Annotated in this window: 18 protein-coding genes; 14 read left to right on the top strand and 4 right to left on the bottom strand. The window is 28.9% G+C overall.

Going from position 1 to position 17,608, the window contains the following annotated elements:
* Positions 1-60: 60 nt before the first annotated feature.
* Complete coding sequence (gene rraA / locus CKV87_RS01820) at positions 61-543, top strand: ribonuclease E activity regulator RraA (RefSeq protein ID WP_012012196.1); 483 nt, start codon at positions 61-63, stop codon at positions 541-543.
* Positions 544-561: 18 nt separating this feature from the next.
* On the opposite strand, the gene CKV87_RS01815 is transcribed toward rraA, so the two are convergent.
* Positions 562-1,260, bottom strand: a complete 699-nt coding sequence (locus tag CKV87_RS01815; protein ID WP_012012195.1) for a response regulator transcription factor — start codon at positions 1,258-1,260, stop codon at positions 562-564.
* Positions 1,261-1,326: 66 nt separating this feature from the next.
* On the opposite strand from CKV87_RS01815, the gene CKV87_RS01810 reads away from it, so the two are divergent.
* Entirely contained in the window at positions 1,327-2,889 is a 1,563-nt protein-coding gene (locus CKV87_RS01810) for a cache domain-containing protein (protein WP_012012194.1), read from the top strand.
* Between the two features lie 26 nt (positions 2,890-2,915).
* Here CKV87_RS01810 and CKV87_RS01805 read toward each other — a convergent pair whose 3' ends face one another.
* The 3 genes from CKV87_RS01805 to CKV87_RS01795 are packed head-to-tail and all read right to left on the bottom strand — an operon-like array spanning position 2,916 to position 5,750.
* Positions 2,916-4,196, bottom strand: a complete 1,281-nt coding sequence (locus tag CKV87_RS01805; RefSeq protein ID WP_012012193.1) for a TRAP transporter large permease — start codon at positions 4,194-4,196, stop codon at positions 2,916-2,918.
* Positions 4,197-4,198: 2 nt separating this feature from the next.
* On the bottom strand, positions 4,199-4,744 hold the full coding sequence (locus CKV87_RS01800; protein WP_012012192.1) for a TRAP transporter small permease: 546 nt from the start codon (positions 4,742-4,744) through the stop codon (positions 4,199-4,201).
* Between the two features lie 13 nt (positions 4,745-4,757).
* Entirely contained in the window at positions 4,758-5,750 is a 993-nt protein-coding gene (locus CKV87_RS01795) for a DctP family TRAP transporter solute-binding subunit (RefSeq protein ID WP_012012191.1), read from the bottom strand.
* 266 nt (positions 5,751-6,016) lie between these two features.
* Between CKV87_RS01795 and napA the strand changes: the two genes are divergently transcribed.
* From napA to nrfA, 12 genes are all read left to right on the top strand, one after another.
* Positions 6,017-8,827, top strand: a complete 2,811-nt coding sequence (gene napA, locus CKV87_RS01790) for a nitrate reductase catalytic subunit NapA (protein ID WP_012012190.1) — start codon at positions 6,017-6,019, stop codon at positions 8,825-8,827.
* 17 nt (positions 8,828-8,844) lie between these two features.
* Complete coding sequence (napG, locus tag CKV87_RS01785; protein ID WP_012012189.1) at positions 8,845-9,657, top strand: ferredoxin-type protein NapG; 813 nt, start codon at positions 8,845-8,847, stop codon at positions 9,655-9,657.
* On the top strand, positions 9,654-10,460 hold the full coding sequence (gene napH, locus CKV87_RS01780) for a quinol dehydrogenase ferredoxin subunit NapH (RefSeq protein ID WP_012012188.1): 807 nt from the start codon (positions 9,654-9,656) through the stop codon (positions 10,458-10,460). Before napG ends, napH begins: the two co-directional genes overlap by 4 nt.
* Position 10,461: 1 nt before the next feature.
* A complete protein-coding gene (locus tag CKV87_RS01775; protein ID WP_012012187.1) occupies positions 10,462-11,067 on the top strand; it encodes a nitrate reductase cytochrome c-type subunit in 606 nt (201 codons plus the stop codon).
* The gene (locus CKV87_RS01770) at positions 11,067-11,543 is read left to right on the top strand and encodes a ferredoxin-type protein NapF (RefSeq protein ID WP_012012186.1); all 477 of its coding nucleotides are present in this window, start codon (positions 11,067-11,069) and stop codon (positions 11,541-11,543) included. The genes CKV87_RS01775 and CKV87_RS01770 overlap by 1 nt, the downstream gene beginning before the upstream one ends.
* An 8-nt stretch (positions 11,544-11,551) precedes the next feature.
* Positions 11,552-12,511: a WD40 repeat domain-containing protein gene (locus tag CKV87_RS01765; RefSeq protein WP_012012185.1), complete on the top strand. Its 960-nt coding sequence runs from the start codon at positions 11,552-11,554 to the stop codon at positions 12,509-12,511.
* Between the two features lies 1 nt (position 12,512).
* Positions 12,513-12,896, top strand: a complete 384-nt coding sequence (locus CKV87_RS01760; RefSeq protein WP_004510410.1) for a chaperone NapD — start codon at positions 12,513-12,515, stop codon at positions 12,894-12,896.
* A 1-nt stretch (position 12,897) separates the two neighbouring features.
* Positions 12,898-13,341, top strand: coding sequence for a PAS domain-containing protein (locus tag CKV87_RS01755; RefSeq protein WP_012012184.1), 444 nt, complete (start codon positions 12,898-12,900; stop codon positions 13,339-13,341).
* Positions 13,342-13,432: 91 nt separating this feature from the next.
* On the top strand, positions 13,433-15,049 hold the full coding sequence (locus CKV87_RS01750) for an EAL domain-containing protein (RefSeq protein WP_012012183.1): 1,617 nt from the start codon (positions 13,433-13,435) through the stop codon (positions 15,047-15,049).
* 6 nt (positions 15,050-15,055) lie between these two features.
* Positions 15,056-15,442, top strand: coding sequence for a hypothetical protein (locus CKV87_RS01745; protein WP_012012182.1), 387 nt, complete (start codon positions 15,056-15,058; stop codon positions 15,440-15,442).
* Positions 15,443-15,566: 124 nt separating this feature from the next.
* On the top strand, positions 15,567-16,097 hold the full coding sequence (gene nrfH, locus CKV87_RS01740) for a cytochrome c nitrite reductase small subunit (protein ID WP_004510406.1): 531 nt from the start codon (positions 15,567-15,569) through the stop codon (positions 16,095-16,097).
* A gap of 13 nt (positions 16,098-16,110) precedes the next feature.
* Positions 16,111-17,601, top strand: a complete 1,491-nt coding sequence (gene nrfA, locus CKV87_RS01735; protein ID WP_012012181.1) for an ammonia-forming cytochrome c nitrite reductase — start codon at positions 16,111-16,113, stop codon at positions 17,599-17,601.
* The last annotated feature ends 7 nt before the right edge of the window (positions 17,602-17,608 follow it).

Below are 17,608 nucleotides of genomic sequence, written 5' to 3'. Positions count from 1 at the left end.
TTTATACATTTCTTTTTATTAATATATTACTTATAACTATCTAGCAAATAAGGAAATATTATGAATACACAAACAGCAGACTTATGCGACAATAATAGAGAAAAAAAAATAGAAGTTCTATCTGCAAAATTTAAGAATTATGGTGGATTAAAAGAATTTTCAGGACAAATAGTAACTTTAAAACTTGACAAAAGCAATTGGCAATTACTTGAAATGTTAAGAGATGAAGATGGTGAAGGAAAAATCGTAGTTGTTGATAATAGTGAAGAATTTTTTGGAGTTGTTGGAGATAAATTAATGACATTTGCAAAAAACAATAATTGGAGAGCAATTATTTTAAACGGATATGTAAGAGATATAGATGAAACAAAAAATATTGATGTTGGTCTTTTTGCAATAGGAACTTGTCCTTTAAGAAATTTTGAGAAAACAGAATCTTTTAGAGATATAGAATTAAATTTTGGAGGAGTAACTTTTAATAGTGGAGATTATCTTTATGCTGATAATGATGGAGTTATTATTTCAAAAGATAAATTATTATAAAAGATAAAACACTTAATCTTAAGTGTTTTTATCTCTTATATTATGATAATAACCTATTCCTTGCATATTCTTCAAAAAATTGTCAGGTAATTTTTTTCTTAAATTTTTAATAAATAATCTCATTGCATTTGCCGTCATAATAGAATCATCATCCCAAACTGAATTTTCAAGTTCTTCATAAGTAATTATTCTATTTTTAGTAATAAGTAACTTTAAAAAAGCCGACTCTTTTTTTGTAAGAATAAAGTCCTCTTTTCCATTTGAAACACTAGATTTACTTGAGTCAAAAATCCAATTTTGATCAAGATTATATATTTTATTTTCATCATAAGATTTTACAAAAGATTCTAAAGCTTCCATAAGTTTATCATTTGTTATTGGTTTGACAATATATTTTATTAGATGTAGCTCAGTAGCTTCTAATAAATAATCCAAATCAGTATATGCAGAAGTGATAATAATCCTTATTTTAGAATCTGTTTCTCTAATTTTTTTAAGTAATTCAATTCCTGTTTTATCTTTCATTTTTATATCAGTTATGATTAAATCTGGTTTATTTTGTAAATATTTATTATATGCTTCATTTACATCAGTAGCACTCAAAACTTCTTTAAAAAGGTGTTTTAATATCTCTTCTATATTACTTCTAATACCATTTTCATCTTCAACATAAAGAACACAAAAAGCACTAAGTTTATTTATAAAATTTTTTTGCATATTATAAAAATCCTTATTAGAAAACATATGTTATGATAACAAAATAATGCTAATTAAGGGTTTATTTTGAATTTATCAATGGAAAATAATTTATCAAAAAGTATAATATTTACCTTTATTGTAATAATGTCTTCAATGATATTTGCAATATCTTATTTTTATGTAAATAATACTTATGATGATTTTGAAATAGAAATGAATAAATTTGTTGAAGAATATTATTTAAATAAAAGAATAACTCTAAAAAAAGAGATAAATACAATATTTGATATATTAAATTACAACACTAACAAATCAAATTTAACTGACGAACAAGAAAAAGCTGAAGCAATAAAACTATTAAATAATGTAACTTTTGAAGAAAATAAAAGCAACTATTTTTTTGTTTATGAAGTTAAAAATATGCAAGGTGGTGATAATTTTGCAATACTTGTTGTAAATCCGAATAGACCAGATTTAGTTGGACAATTAATATCAACTAATTATAAAGATGCTGATGGGAAAAAGTTTAGAGAAGAGTTTTTAAAAGATATAAGAGAAACTGGTGAATCATATACACAATATGCTTATAAAAAACCTGATTCTAATGAATCAAAGCACAAACTCTCATATTTCAAATATTATGAAAAATGGAATTGGATAATTTCTGCTGGAATATATACCGATGATATTGAAAATGAAATAGAGATAAAAAGACAAGATTTACAAAAAAAAGTAAAAAATCAAGTTGCTCAAAACATAATACTATTTTTGATGTTTTTATCGATTGCAATTTTAATTTCAATAGCAATTTCACAAAAAATTGATTTAACTTTAATGAATTATGAAAAAAAAGTAAAAGCAAATGCAAAAGAATTAGAAGAATTAAATCAATTTTTAGAAGAAAAAGTAAAAGAAGAAATTGAAAAAAATAGAGAAAAAGAACAACTTTTAGTTCAAAAATCAAAATTTATAGCTTTAGGAGAGATGATTTCAAACATAGCACATCAGTGGAGACAACCACTAAGTGAACTATCTTCTATATTAATGTTCATAAAATTTAAATATAGTATAAATGCTCTTGATAAAGAAACTATGGAAAAAAAATCACAAGAAGCAGATAGAGTTTTAGAATTTATGTCTCATACAATAGATGACTTTAGAAATTTTTTTATACCTAAAAAAGAGAAAGAAGAGTTTAATTTATTAAAAGAAGTTCAATTAGTAATTAATATTATTTCAAGTACTTTAGATAACTACAACATAAAAATAGAAATAAATATAGATAAAGATCTTAAAATAATCTCTTATTTAAATGAGTATAAACAAGTTGTTCTAAATATTTTAAATAATGCAAAAGATGTTTTAATTGATAAAGAGATAAAAAATCCTCTAATAAAACTAACAGCAAATGAAGATACAAATTATGTAATTTTAAATATAGAAGATAATGGTGGAGGAGTATTTGTTGAACCAAAAAGTAAAATATTTGAACCATATTTTACTACAAAAGAGAATAGTAATGGAACAGGAATAGGTCTTTATATGTCAAAAATAATAGTTGAAAAAAATATGAAAGGAAATCTAAAAGTAGAAAATACGAATAAAGGAGCTAAATTCTCTATTCATATTCCTAAAAGCAGTTTTTAAAAAGTAAGAGATAAACCCTTACTTTCTTATCCAAACATTAAATTTGGAAGCCAAAGAGAAATTGCTGGAATATAAGTTATCAACATTAATCCAATTAATAAAACTACTGTCATTGGTAATGAAGCTTTTATAACTTGTCCCATACTCAATCCTGTTATTCCACTTGCGACGAATAAATTTAATCCGACAGGTGGAGTAAGCATACCTATTTCCATATTTACAACCATGATAACACCAAGATGAATAGGATCAATTCCTAAAGCAATCCCAATTGGAAGCAATAAAGGAACTGTTATCATTACAACAGAACTAGGTTCCATAAATTGTCCCATTACTAAAAGTAAAATATTTACAATAAGCAAGAACATTAAAGGACTTACATCTGCTTCTATTATCATTTGAGTAATTTGTTGAGGAATTTGCTCATCTGTTAAAAAGTGTGCAAAAATCATAGCATTTGCAATGATAAAGAAAATCATAGAACTTGTTTGTGCTGAATCTAATGCAATTTTATGTAAATCTTTCATTTTTATATCTTTATATACAAAGAAAGAGATAAAAAATGCATACATAACACTTACAGCACCAGCTTCAGTTGGTGTAAATATTCCACCATAGATTCCACCAATAACAACAAAAATAATTAATAATGCCCAAAATGATTCTTTAAAAGCAATAACTATTTCTTTAAGACTAGCCATTTTTCCAGCTTTAAAACCATTTTTTCTAGCTAGAATATATGTCGCTATCATCATCATTCCACCTATCATAAGACCAGGAATTACTCCTGCCATGAATAGTTTTCCAATAGACTCATCAGCACTTACACCATACACGATAAATACAACTGAAGGTGGAATTAAGATACCTAAAGTTCCAGAAGTTGTGATTGTTCCAATAGCAAATTGCTCATTATATCCAGCTTGTTTGATAGCTCCATACATAACAGAACCAATAGCAGCAACTGTTGCAGGAGAACTTCCACTAATAGCTGCAAATATAATTGATGCTAAAATAGCTGCAATTGGTAAACCACCTGGTAAATGTCCAACTAAACTTTTTGCAAAATTAATAATTCTAGTTGCGGCACTTCCTTTTGATAGTAGTGAACCTGCTAAAACAAACATAGGAATTGCCATAAGAGTATACTTATTTAATCCATCAAAAATATGAGAAGCTGTTCCCATTAAATCTAAATTTGTGAATAAAAATGCTGAAACTAATGTACTAGCCCCAAGTGCTACTGCAACAGGAACTCCTATTAGCATTAAGCCAAAAAGTAAAATAAAAAGTGTAGCTATAACCATAACTATTTTTCTCCTTTAATTTCTTCTAAAATGGCTTCATGCTCACTAAATAGTTTAATTTTATCAGCATCAGTTCTATAAAGTTCAATAAGTTTTTCAAAAACTCTATACGCTGCAAGTAAAAATGCAATCGGTATAACTAATTGTGGTATCCACATAGGAACTTGTAAATCTACATTTATTTCACCGAAATCCATAAGGAACAATACAAGCTCATACCCAAAGTATGAGATTAAAAGCAAATACGCAATAGATAATAAACTTGCAAAAATCAAAAATCCTTTCATAACAGCAGGAGAGCACTTCTCTATTAACAATGTAATAGAGATGTGCGCACCTTGTTTAAATCCATAAGCAGCACCAAAAAGAGCTGCCCAAATGAAAAGATAATTAGTAAGTTCTGCGGCCCAAGGAAGACTCATATCAAAAATATATCTTAGAACCACATTAATAAATGCTAACAAAACACCCAATATCATTCCATAAACGGCTATTGTTTGATTTATTGTTCCGACTATAATATCCAAAATACTAAAAAGTTTTTTCATATTTCTACTTTACTTATTTTGTTTCAATAGCTTTTTTGATTAAATCTTCACCGATTACATCATAAAACTGTGGATAGATAGCTTCCATAACTTTTCTCCATTTTGCTACTTGTTCATCTGTTAATTGATAAATTTCAAGTTTTTTTGTATCAGCAGAGTATTTTTTTAAAGCTTCCATAATTTTTACATCTTCAATTGCAGTCTCTTTTCTTTCTAACTCTGTTGCTTCTTTCATAGCAATTGCAACTTTTTCTTGTAAATCTTTTGGTAATTTTTCCCAAAATTGTTGATTCATAACAACTAAATAACCTAAATAACCATGACTACTTAAAGTAAGACTAGATTGAACTTCATTAAATTTTTTTGTATAGAAGTTTGATAGTGGATTTTCTGTTGCATCAACAACACCTTGTTGAAGTGCTGAATAAACTTCAGAGAATGGTAAAATTTGTGGGTTTCCACCAACAGCTTTAAATTGTGCTTCTAACACTTTTGAACTTTGAATTCTAAATTTTAAACCTTTTGCATCTTCTGGATTAATAATAGGTTGTTTAGAACTTGAAAAGTGTTTAAATCCAGCATCCCAATAATCAAATGCAATCATCTGTTTTTTTGCATCTACATAAGATTTAAGTTTTGCTCCAACTTCTCCATCCATAACTTTATATAAGTGTTCTTTATCTCTAAAAAGAAACGGTAAGTCAAAAAGTTGAATTTGAGGTACAATTGATGGGAATTTTGATAAACTTGGCATAATTACTTGAACATTGTTCATAGCCAAAGCTTTCATTTCATCACCATCACCATATAATTGTGAGTTTGGAAATACTTGAACATCAATTTTTCCTTTTGTTAACTCTTCAATTCTTTTTTCTAAATAATCAGCAGCCATACCTTTTGGTGTACTAGCACTTACAACGTGGCTAATTTTCATTACATAATCAGCAGCCAATCCTGATGTTGCTAACATTGCAGCTGCAATTGTTCCTAAAACTACTTTTTTCATATCTATACTCTCCTTAAAATTTTGATATCAAAATAATTATATTTGAAAGTTATGTAATTATTATGTAAGTAAAATTATAACTAAAATTTTAAAATTTTAAAAAATAACAAAATTTTATTCATCTTACTGAGTTTAAGAGCTTAGAGTTAAAATAGGATATTTTTTATCTTAATTAAAACTTAAGCTACTTGACATACATCAATATTTTACATCTTTTTTATAGTTACAATTCAATGTTAAGAATTATATTTCATAAAGGAGAAATGATGTCACTTTCAAGAAGAGATTTTCTTAAAAGTTCAGCTGCAGCAAGTGCCGCTGCGGCTGTTGGTATGGCAATACCAGCTGATTTACAAGCACAAGCTGATGTTGCAGAAGGCGGTTGGCGTTGGGATAAAGCAGCATGTAGGTTTTGTGGAACAGGTTGTGGAATTATGCTTGCAACAAAAGAAGGAAAAATTGTTGCAGTAAAAGGAGATCCAGCAGCTCCAGTTAATAGAGGTCTTAATTGTATTAAAGGTTACTTTAATGCAAAAATAATGTATGGTGCAGATAGACTTAAACAACCTTTGTTAAGAGTTAACTCAAAAGGTGAATTTGATAAAAAAGGTGATTTTGCTCCAGTATCATGGAAAAGAGCTTTTGATGAAATGGAAAAACATATCAGAATTGCATTAAAAGAAAAAGGTCCAGAAGGAGTTGCTGTATTTGCTTCAGGACAACATACAATTATGGAAGGTTATGCTGCATTAAAAATGATGAAAGCAGGATTTAGATCAAATGCAATTGATCCAAATGCAAGACATTGTATGGCATCAGCTGTTGTTGGTTTTTATCAAACATTTGGAATAGATGAACCAAGTGGTTGTTATGATGATATTGAACTTACTGATACTATTGTAACTTGGGGTTCAAATATGGCAGAAATGCACCCAATTTTATGGTCAAGAGTAACAGATAGAAAACTAAGTAATCCTGATAGAGTAAAAGTTATAAATATTTCAACTTATAGACATAGAACTTCTGATTTAGCTGATATTGAAATTATTTTCACTCCAAATACAGATTTAGCTTTATGGAATTATATTGCAAGAGAGATAGTTTATAATCGTCCAGAAGCAATTGATTGGGATTTCGTAAAAGAGCATATAGTATTTGCAGCAAGTCCTATTAATATTGGTTATGGGATGAGAAAATCAGATGAAAAATCAATAAAAGATGGAAAATACTCTAAAGCTGAAATGGAAACTATTTCAAAAGAGATGGAAAAAATTGTATCTGAAGCTGAAGCTCCTGCACTTGCTCCTTATGGATATAAAGCTGGTGATAAAATTGTAAATAAAAATGCTGGTCTTGCTCACTGGGAAATAAGTTTTGAAGAGTACAAAAAATTCTTAGAACCTTATACTTTAAATTATGTTGCAAAAATTTCTAAAGGAAATCCAGATGAAGATATCGAAGAGTTTAAGAAAAAATTACAACAATTAGCAGATTGGTATATAGAAAAAGATAGAAAAGTTGTATCTTTCTGGACAATGGGAATGAATCAACATACAAGAGGAACTTGGGTAAATACTTTATCATACAATGTTCATTTTTTATTAAATAAACAAGCAAAACCAGGAAGTGGTGCATTCTCACTTACAGGACAACCAAGTGCTTGTGGAACAGCAAGAGAAGTTGGAACATTTACGCACAGACTTCCAGCAGATATGATGGTTGAAAATCCAAAACATAGAGAAATAACTGAGAATAATTGGAAAATTCCAAAAGACACATTGAATCCAAAAGGTCATCAACATATTATGAAAATTCATAGAGATATTGAAGACGGAAATATCAAATTTGCTTGGGTAAATGTTTGTAATCCATACCAAGATACTGCAAGTGCAACACACTGGGTAAAAGCAGCAAGAGAAATGGACAACTTCATTGTAACAAGTGATGCATATCCTGGAATTTCTGCAAAAGTTTCAGATTTAATTTTACCATCTGCAATGATTTATGAAAAATGGGGTGGATATGGAAATGCAGAAAGAAGAACTCAACTTTGGAGACAACAAGTAGTTCCAGTTGGAGATGCTATGAGTGATACTTGGCAATGGGTAGAGCTATCTAAAAGATTTACTGTAAAAGATTTATGGGGAGAACAAGTACTTGCAAGTACAAAAGGTGAAACAAAACTTCCAAATGTAATTGAAGCTGCTCGTGCTATGGGATATAATGAAAATAGTACTATGTATGAGATTTTATTTGCAAATGAAAAAGCAAAATCTTATAAAGCTGATCAAAAAGATCCAATACAAACAGGATTTGATAATACTGAAGCATTTGGAGATAATAGAAATGTTTTAGGAAGTGATGGAAAACCTTGGAAAGGATATGGATTCTTTATCCAAAAATATCTATTTGAAGAGTATGCAGACTTCGGTAGAGGACATGGACACGATTTAGCAGATTTTGACACTTACCATAAAGTAAGAGGATTAAAATGGCCAGTTGTTGATGGAAAAGAGACTTCTTGGAGATTTAATACAAAATATGACCCTTATGCAAAAAAAGCAAGTCCAGATAGTGATTTTGCATTCTATGGAACTTTAGCAAAAGAGTTAGCGCAAGGTGATTTAACTGGAATTAAAGATCAAACAAAAAAATCTTTGAAAAATAAAGCGAAAATTTTCGCACGTCCTTATATGGATCCACCAGAAGTTCCGAGCAAAGAATTCCCAGTTTGGCTTTGTACAGGAAGAGTTTTAGAACATTGGCATAGTGGAACTATGACGATGAGAGTTCCAGAACTTTATAGAGCGGTTCCAGAAGCACTTTGTTATATGCATCCAGATGATGCAACGCAATATGGTGTAAAACAAGGTTCTCTTTGTTGGGTAGAAAGCAGACGTGGAAAAGTAAAAGCTAGAGTTGAAACAAGAGGAAGAAATAGACCTTCAAGAGGATTAGTTTTTGTACCTTGGTTTGATGAAAAAGTATTTATTAATAAAGTTTGTTTAGATGCAACTTGTCCACAATCAGGACAAACAGATTTCAAAAAATGTGCAGTTAAAATTTATTCAGCTTGATAATAAAAGGTCACAAAATGAATATAGAGCAAAAAAAAACTATTCAAGAGCAAGATAGAAGAAAATTCTTTTTAACAGTTGCAAGAGCAGCTGGACTTGCTATTCTTGGTGGTTTGACATGGAGCGCTTATGTAGATGAAGTAAAAGCTACTTCATTAATTTTGCGACCTCCTGCTGCTTTAGATGAAGATGATTTTTTAGCAACTTGTATTAAATGTGGATTGTGTGTAGAAGCCTGTCCTTTTGATACTTTAAAACTTGCACGACCAGGAGATAATAAACCTTTAGGTACACCATTTTTTGAGCCAAGAAAAACACCTTGTTATATGTGTGTTGATATTCCTTGTGTACCTGTTTGTCCGACAGATGCCTTGAATATTAAATCAGTTCAAAATGAAAATAAAGAACTTGATATTTCAAAAGCGAGAATGGGTGTTGCTGTTATTGATGATAGTTCATGTATAGCATTTTGGGGAATACAATGTGATGCTTGTTATAGAGCCTGTCCGCTTTTAGGAAAAGCTATCACTATTGAATATACAAAAAATGAAAGAACAGGAAAACACGCTTTTTTAAAACCAGTTATAAATCCTGATATTTGTACAGGATGTGGTTTATGTGAAAAAGCCTGTGTTACACAAAAAGCAGCAATCTTTGTACTTCCTAGAGATATAGCTTTAGGAGAAGTGGGAGATCACTATATAAAAGGTTGGGATGAAAAAGATGAACAACGAGTTGAAAATGCACAAATTGGTACAACAAAAACATATATAAACAAAAAAGATGCGGTTGACTCTTTAAATAGTGGAATGGAGGATTTATTAAAATGATAAAAAAATATAAATTCCTAATTGCAAGAAGATTTACTCAAATTTCAATAATGGCTTTATTTATATTAGCAAATATATATGGGCTTGAAATCTTGATGGGAAATTTAAGTTCATCTTTAATTTTAAAAACTATTCCATTATCTGACCCTTATGCAGTAGCACAAATGCTTTTTGCAGGAGCGGTTTTGTCTTTTGATGTTATTTTAGGAGCCTTAATTGTTACTATATTTTATATGTTAATTGGTGGTCGTGCATTTTGTTCTTGGGTTTGTCCTGTAAATATTATAACAGATAGTGCAAACTTTTTACGAAGAAAATTGGGTTTTAATCAAATTCAGAAAAAACAACCAGCATCAAGAAGTATTAGATATTTTGTGATTGGTATTAGTTTTGTAATCTCTTTTTTTATGGGTATTACAGCATTTGAACTAATTTCACCAGTTTCAATGATCAACAGAGGAATTATTTTTGGTTTAGGTTTTGGTTGGGCAACAATGATTGTTATATTTTTATTTGATTTGTTTGTCTTAAAAAATGGTTGGTGTGGACATATTTGTCCACTTGGTGGATTTTATAGTTTAATTGGAAAATTCAGTCTAATTAGAGTTCATCATAATGCACAAAATTGTACAGCTTGTATGAAATGTAAAGAAGTTTGTCCTGAAAATCAAGTATTGTTTATGGTTACAAAAACTTCTATGCCTGTTTTAAGTGGAGAGTGTACAAATTGTGGAAGATGTGTAGAAGTATGCGATGATGAAGCTCTTAATTTTTCAATAAAAAATTTAAAAAAGGAGATATAAAATGAAATTACATAAATTAACTCTAGTAGTTATTGCGATTGCATCTTTTTTTATAAGTAGTGCATTTGCAGCAGATAGCAAAATAAAAGATAGTACGCTAGGACTAAGACATACAAATTTGTTATCTGAAGAAAAAACAGTTTCAGATGAAACAAAATATGGTACAGATGCAGCAGGAACAAGTACAAAAATTAAAAGAGCATTTGAAAATGCACCTCCAATGATCCCACATGATGTTGAAGGAATGTTACCTATTGAAATCAATAATAATCAATGTACAGCTTGTCATGATCCATTAGTAGCTGAATCTATGGGAGCAACACCAATTCCTAAATCACACTTCACAAGTTTTAGAGAAGAAGTAAAACTTGATTCAAATGGGAATTTAGAAAGAGAAGGAAAAGTTGTTGAAAATTCAAGTGATTTAAAAGGCGTAAAAAAACCTCTTGACCACTTATCAAATGCGAGATTTAATTGTTCTGCGTGCCACGCACCACAATCAAATAGTGCAAATGTTCCAAAAAACAACTTCTCTCCAGAATTTAGAAGTGGTGGATTAAATGATAGATCAAATTTAATAGATACAATTTCAGAAGGTGTTAAATAATGCAAAGAAGAGAACTTCTTAGTTCTCTTTTTGCTTATAAAGAAAAAGAGAATAAAGAAAAAATCATAAGACCTCCATATTTTAATGATGAAGAAGTTTTTTTTTCAAACTGTACTTCTTGCGAAGGATTATGCAGTAAAGTTTGTGAAGAAAATATCATTATAATTCAAGAAGATTCTACGCCAAAACTTGATTTTTCAATTTCTGGTTGTACATATTGTGACGAGTGTGCAAAAGCTTGTCCAAATGATGTTTTAAATATTGAAAATAAAAAACATATTGATGCTAAAATAGAAATCGATGTAATATCTTGTTTATCATGGCATCAAACTATGTGTTTTTCATGTAAAGACCCATGTTTTTATGACGCAATAGATTTTTTAGCTATGTTTAGACCAACGATAAACCAAAATTGTACAGCTTGTGGGCTTTGTATAAAATCTTGTCCAACAGATGCAATTAAAATTATTAGTTAGGATCAACTATGAAAATTTTTAACTATTTTATTCTTATATTTACTCTAACTTACAATCTTTTTGCAAATGATTTAAAACCAGTAAATATTTTAGAAACAAGTGGTGGAGTAACTGATTTAGTTCTTGATAAAAATAGATTATTAGCAGCAACTGTAAATTCTACTATTGATATTTTTGATATAAATTCAAAAGAAAAAATTGATACTATAAAAATTCCTAAAATAAAAGATTTTTTAGGTGATTTAATTGAATCAAAAATTTATAGTACAGATATTTTAGAAAATAAAATTTTGATTTTATCTCAAGGAGAAAGTGGAGGAAGAAATCTTTTTATATATGAAGATAAAAAGTTGATAAATATAATTGATGATAAAAAAAGACTATTTATCGCGTATGCAAAGTTTTTAGATGAAAACCACATAATCTATGCCCTACTTTCGAATCAACTTTTTATTTATGATATAAAAAACAAAACTACTTTAAATGAAGTCCAAGTTTCTCAATCAAAATTTTCTCACTTTAAACTATCTTTGGATAAAACAAAAGTAATTGTTGCAGATGAAAGTGGAGCGCTATCATTATTTGATTCAAAAAGTTTAAAACTACTTCAAGTATTTAAATCTCAAAATGTTGATAATGTTTTTCAAGTTGATTTAAAAAATAATACTTTAATAAGTGCTGGTCAAGATAGACGTTGTGCCATTTATAATATAGATAAAAATAACTCTTTTTATAAAGATAGCAATTTTTTAGTTTATAGTGTGGCTTTAAGTCCAAGTTCAAAAAAAGGAGCTTTTTCAAGTGATGAGAACAATAATGTAACAGTTTTCGATGTAAGTTCAAAAGAGAACTTATTTAGATTAACAAATATTCAAAATACTTTAACAAATATCTTATTTTTAAATGAAAATGAGCTATTTATTGCAAGTGATGATAATAAAATAAACTATTATAAATTAGGAGAATAAGATGAATATTTCAAGTATTGTGGTACAAACTTTACCAAAAAATTTAGAAGAAGTTGTAAAAGCATTAAAAGCATCTGGTGTTTGTGACTATTTTATGCACGATGAATTAGGAAGAATAATTGTAACAATTGAAGGAGATGGTGTTCAAGAAGAACTGAAAAAATTAAAAGTTATTGAAGCAATACCAAATGTAATAAGTGCCGATATGCAAATGGCTTATAGTCAAGAAGAGTTAGATTCTCATTTAGAAGTTTTAGAAAATAGTGATGCTGTTCCAAGAGTATTAAATGAAGATGTAAAACCTGAAGATATTGTTTACAATGGAGATTTAAAACAAAAAGATTTAATAGGTTTTGCAACAAATTTCGATAAAACTGGAAAATAAAATGGAATTCTTAAGCGGAAAATTCTTGTGCGAAACTATTGTTCCTAGAAATGAACTAATAGTTTCAAGAACAAATCTAAAAGGTGTTATTACTTATGCAAATGATACTTTTGCAGAAATTTCTGGTTATAGTGTAGATGAATTAATAGGTAAAAATCATAATATTGTAAGGCATCCAGATATGCCAAAAGTTATTTTTAAAGATTTATGGACAAAGTTAAAAGCAGAAGGTCATTGGAGTGGCTTTGTAAAAAATCTTAGAAAAGATGAAGGTTTTTATTGGGTATATGCAGAGATTTCTCAAGTAATAAAAAATGGTGAATTAGTTGAATATAAATCAGTTAGAACACCTATATCTTTTGAAAACAAAATAAAATATCAACTATATTATGATGAGTTAAAAGAAAAGAACAAGGAGTTATTAAGAAGAGTAATATACCAATAAATTATTATAATTAACATTATTATGGTACAATTACCCTCCATAAGAAAATTATTTTATTACTCCCTTAAAAAGAATAAGGGAAGGAGAGTTTATGAAACCTACTATTGACCCAGAAAATCTTTTAATACTAATATCTGAATATTCTCCTGATATGTTATGGATAAAAGATTTAGAAGGTCGATATTTATACGCAAACAATGCTATTTGTAAAGGATTATTAATAGCAACTCCTGATGAAGTTTTTGGAAAAGATGATAATTTTTTTGTAGAAAGAGTAAGAGAAAAGCATAAAGAAAATCCTGAATATCACACTTTTAGTTCATGTTCTGATTCTGATGAAGAGACTTTAAAAGCTATGAAATCATTAAGATTTATAGAAAAAGGAAACATCAGAGGTAAGTTAACTTATCTTGAAGTTGATAAGGCTCCTTTCTTTGATGAAAATGGAAAATTAGTCGGAGTTATAGGAACAGCAAGAGATATCACAGAAAAAATCTTACTAAAAGAAAAAAATGAAAAACTTGCTTATTATGACCAACTAACAACATTACCAAATAGACAAAAAATTATTTTAGATATAAATACAAATTTTCCAACTGCTTGTATAGTTTTCAATATAGATGATTTCAAAGAGATAAATGACTTTTTTGGAACAGAAAATGCAGATAAAATTTTGCAAGATATTGCAAATAGATTTTTAGATTATAAATATATTGTTTATAGAATTGATGGTGATGAGTTTGCTATCTTATTTTATGAAAATTTATCAATCGACCAATTGAAATCTCAAGCACAAAAGATATTAACTTTATTTGATGAAGAACCTTTTTATGTGGAAGATCAAACCATTTCAATAGGTTTTTCAATTGGTATTGCAAAAGCAAAAGATAATTTATTAACAAAAGTAGATATTGCTGTAAATAATGCAAAAAACTCTTCATCTGATATATCAGTTTATGAAGAGAGCGAAAATATAGAAAAAAAATATAAACAAAATTTAGAAATGGCAACTTCAATCAAAGAAGCTCTTTTAGAAGATAGAATAGTTTGTCACTATCAACCACTAATAGATATTGAAACTGGTGAAATTTACTCTTTTGAAACATTGGTTAGAATGATAGATAAAGATGGAAACATCATTCCTCCAATAAAATTCTTAGATTTTTCAAAAAAAGTAAAACTATATTCAAGCATCACAAGAAAAGTCATAAAAGAAGCTTGTGAAACTTTTAAACATAGAAATGAAAATTTTTCTATCAACTTAAATATTGCAGATATAAAAGATAAAGAAACAGTTAAAGAGATAATTAAAAATATCACAGAAACAAATACTGCATCAAAAGTTACTTTTGAGATTTTAGAATCTGAAGGTATCGAAAACTACGATGAAGTAATAAGTTTTATTAATCAAATAAAAGCATTAGGTGCAAAAATTGCAATTGATGATTTCGGTACAGGTTATTCAAACTTTGAGCATCTTTTAAGACTAGATGTAAACTATATAAAAATCGATGGTTCACTAATAAAAAATATAGCATCAGATGAAAAACATAGAATTATTGTTGAAACAATAGTAAGCTTTGCTAGAAGAATAGGAATTAAAACTGTAGCAGAATTTGTTGCGGATAAACAAATTTTAGAGATAATTAAAGAAATTGGTGTTAGTTGTGCTCAAGGTTATTACATAGGAAAACCTGAAAAACTTTAAATCATTATGAAAAAAGCAATCTTTATCCTAACTTTTTTTATCTCTAATATTTTTGCTATTGACTCAGACATTCAAAAAGCTTTTGCTGTTGGAATTTTTCATGAAAATGAAACTGGTGAAAATGTACAACATGTAACAAGCACAACTCAAAATTATAATGGAACTTGTTATTCTAAAATAGTAATTTTAGGAAACTATAATAAAAATACAAATGTTGAAGTTAGAATTGGAGATTCAATTGGAATTTACCAAAGTTATATTCCTATTTCAAATAAAATAACTAAAAAAATATTTGCTTATGAACTAACATTTAAACATCAAAATGTTACTCAAGGTTATTTTGAAGTAAAAGTAAACAATAAACTTTATGATTCTAAGGTTTTCGTGAAATAAGCTCTTCTTTGAATAAAAATAAATGAATAATTATTCATTTTTCTGCTTTTTCTTGACTTTGGTCAAGGCATAATTCGTTTTTCTTATTGTACAATTTAAAGTCATCTGGCATAAGGACTATACAATGAAAAACAAAAAGATAATTATCTATGGAGCAATTTTAAGTGCTACTATTGCTGCATTATTACTTGTTTACACAATGTATGCTTCTTCGATGTTGTCATATCTTTCTAGTGATCCTAAAGCCTGTATTAACTGCCATGTTATGCATTCAGCTTATACAACTTGGGATAATAGCTCACATAAAAATGTAGCAAAATGTATAGACTGTCACCTTCCAGTAGGAGATGAAGTCGCTAAGTATACTGCAAAAGCAATTGATGGTTGGAATCACTCAGTTGCTTTTACTTTAAATACTTATAAAAACAACATTAGAATAAGTGATAACGCCGCAGAACGTGTACAAGCAAACTGTGTAAGATGTCATAGCGGTGTGAGTGAAACTGTGCAAAAAAATGCAAGTTCTTATCACAACAAGGGAAATTTCGATAAAGATCGAAAATGTTGGGAATGTCACAAATATGTACCACATGGAAAAGTTAGAAGTTTAATTTCAACTCCATATAGTTTGGGAATAAAAGAACACTTAAAGTAAGAAGGGGAATATCATGAAAAAGTATAAATTTTTATTTGCAATTTCTATAATTGCGATAGGATTAATGACGGTATTATTGGCTTCAATAAATGAGAAAAAAGAAGAAAAAGAGAATCTATTATCTGTTCCAAAAATTGAAAAATGGGAAACAAAAAATGAAGAGTTTAGAAAATTCTATCCAAGAGAATTTGATTCATGGAAACAAACAAAAAACTCAGATCAAATAGATGATATGTTAAAACTACATCCAGAAATGGTTGTTTTATGGGCAGGTTATGCGTTTTCAAAAGATTATAATGCACCAAGAGGTCACTTTTATGCGATTGATGATGTAAGTAATTCTTTAAGAACAGGTGCACCAACAGATAAAGAAAGTGGTCCTCTACCAAGTGCTTGTTGGACATGTAAATCGCCTGATGTTCCAAGAATTATGCACGAACAAGGGAACAATGAATATTTCACAGGGAAATGGGCAAAATATGGTGCTGACATAGTAAATCCTATAGGTTGTGTAGATTGTCACAATCCAGAAACAATGGAACTTCAAGTTGGAAGAAGTTATTTAAATGATGCTTTAAAAGCTGAAGGTAAAAGCCCTACTTTAGCAACAGCAACTCAACAAGATATGAGAACATTAGTTTGTGCACAATGTCACGTTGAATACTATTTCAAAAAAACTCCTTTAGAAAATGGTAAAACAGCTATGGCAGTAACTTTACCTTGGGCAAATGGAACTACAGTTGAAGATATGGAAAAATATTATGACACAATTGAATTTAGTGATTGGGTACATCAAGTTTCTAAAACTCCAATGATAAAAGCGCAACACCCAGAATATGAAACTTGGAAAACAGGAGCTCATGGAAGAAATAATGTTTCTTGTGCAGATTGTCACATGCCATATACTCAAGAAGGTGGTATAAAATATACAGACCATAAAATTGGTAATCCTTTAGAAAATATGGATAAAACTTGTATGAATTGTCACAGAGTTAGTGAAAAATCTCTATTAGCAAATATTCAAGATAAAAAAGCAAGAAAAGATGATCTTAACCAAAAAGCAATGGAACAAATTGTAGCTGCTCACTTAGAAGCTGGAAAAGCTTGGGAAGTTGGAGCAACACCAGAAGAGATGAAAGATATTTTAACTGATATTAGACATGCTCAATGGAGATGGGATTTTGCAGCAGCTTCACACTCAGCATTTTTCCATGCACCAGAAGAGACTTTAAAAACTTTAGGAACAGCTATTGAAAAAGCAGGAAATGCAAGAATCAAATTAGCTAAAGTTTTAGCAAAACATGGTGTAACAGATTATAAAGCACCTACAATTACTGATAAAAAACAAGCTCAAGAATTGATTGGTTTACCAATGGGAAAACTAATTGAAGAGAAAAAACAGTTCACAAACGGTTTACTAAAAGATTGGAAAAATGAAGCAGAACAAAAAGGGCTTTACAATCCAAAAAGTAGAGAAGGCGTAGAAACTAAAACTTCATATTAATAAAATT

Source organism: Aliarcobacter butzleri (assembly GCF_900187115.1).
Taxonomy (GTDB): Bacteria; Campylobacterota; Campylobacteria; order Campylobacterales; family Arcobacteraceae; genus Aliarcobacter; species Aliarcobacter butzleri.
The sequence above is the reverse complement of the archived record's forward strand: the minus strand, read 5'-3'. Positions and strand labels throughout refer to the sequence as shown.

What these genes read in the sequence shown, in the direction of transcription:
- rraA (WP_012012196.1), top strand. Translation starts at nt 61, where the DNA reads ATGAATACACAAACAGCAGACTTATGCGACAATAATAGAGAAAAAAAA.
- CKV87_RS01815 (WP_012012195.1), bottom strand. Translation starts at nt 1,260, where the DNA reads ATGCAAAAAAATTTTATAAATAAACTTAGTGCTTTTTGTGTTCTTTAT.
- CKV87_RS01805 (WP_012012193.1), bottom strand. Translation starts at nt 4,196, where the DNA reads ATGGTTATAGCTACACTTTTTATTTTACTTTTTGGCTTAATGCTAATA.
- CKV87_RS01800 (WP_012012192.1), bottom strand. Translation starts at nt 4,744, where the DNA reads ATGAAAAAACTTTTTAGTATTTTGGATATTATAGTCGGAACAATAAAT.
- CKV87_RS01795 (WP_012012191.1), bottom strand. Translation starts at nt 5,750, where the DNA reads ATGAAAAAAGTAGTTTTAGGAACAATTGCAGCTGCAATGTTAGCAACA.
- napA (WP_012012190.1), top strand. Translation starts at nt 6,017, where the DNA reads ATGTCACTTTCAAGAAGAGATTTTCTTAAAAGTTCAGCTGCAGCAAGT.
- napG (WP_012012189.1), top strand. Translation starts at nt 8,845, where the DNA reads ATGAATATAGAGCAAAAAAAAACTATTCAAGAGCAAGATAGAAGAAAA.
- napH (WP_012012188.1), top strand. Translation starts at nt 9,654, where the DNA reads ATGATAAAAAAATATAAATTCCTAATTGCAAGAAGATTTACTCAAATT.
- CKV87_RS01775 (WP_012012187.1), top strand. Translation starts at nt 10,462, where the DNA reads ATGAAATTACATAAATTAACTCTAGTAGTTATTGCGATTGCATCTTTT.
- CKV87_RS01770 (WP_012012186.1), top strand. Translation starts at nt 11,067, where the DNA reads ATGCAAAGAAGAGAACTTCTTAGTTCTCTTTTTGCTTATAAAGAAAAA.
- CKV87_RS01765 (WP_012012185.1), top strand. Translation starts at nt 11,552, where the DNA reads ATGAAAATTTTTAACTATTTTATTCTTATATTTACTCTAACTTACAAT.
- CKV87_RS01760 (WP_004510410.1), top strand. Translation starts at nt 12,513, where the DNA reads ATGAATATTTCAAGTATTGTGGTACAAACTTTACCAAAAAATTTAGAA.
- CKV87_RS01755 (WP_012012184.1), top strand. Translation starts at nt 12,898, where the DNA reads ATGGAATTCTTAAGCGGAAAATTCTTGTGCGAAACTATTGTTCCTAGA.
- CKV87_RS01750 (WP_012012183.1), top strand. Translation starts at nt 13,433, where the DNA reads ATGAAACCTACTATTGACCCAGAAAATCTTTTAATACTAATATCTGAA.
- CKV87_RS01745 (WP_012012182.1), top strand. Translation starts at nt 15,056, where the DNA reads ATGAAAAAAGCAATCTTTATCCTAACTTTTTTTATCTCTAATATTTTT.
- nrfH (WP_004510406.1), top strand. Translation starts at nt 15,567, where the DNA reads ATGAAAAACAAAAAGATAATTATCTATGGAGCAATTTTAAGTGCTACT.
- nrfA (WP_012012181.1), top strand. Translation starts at nt 16,111, where the DNA reads ATGAAAAAGTATAAATTTTTATTTGCAATTTCTATAATTGCGATAGGA.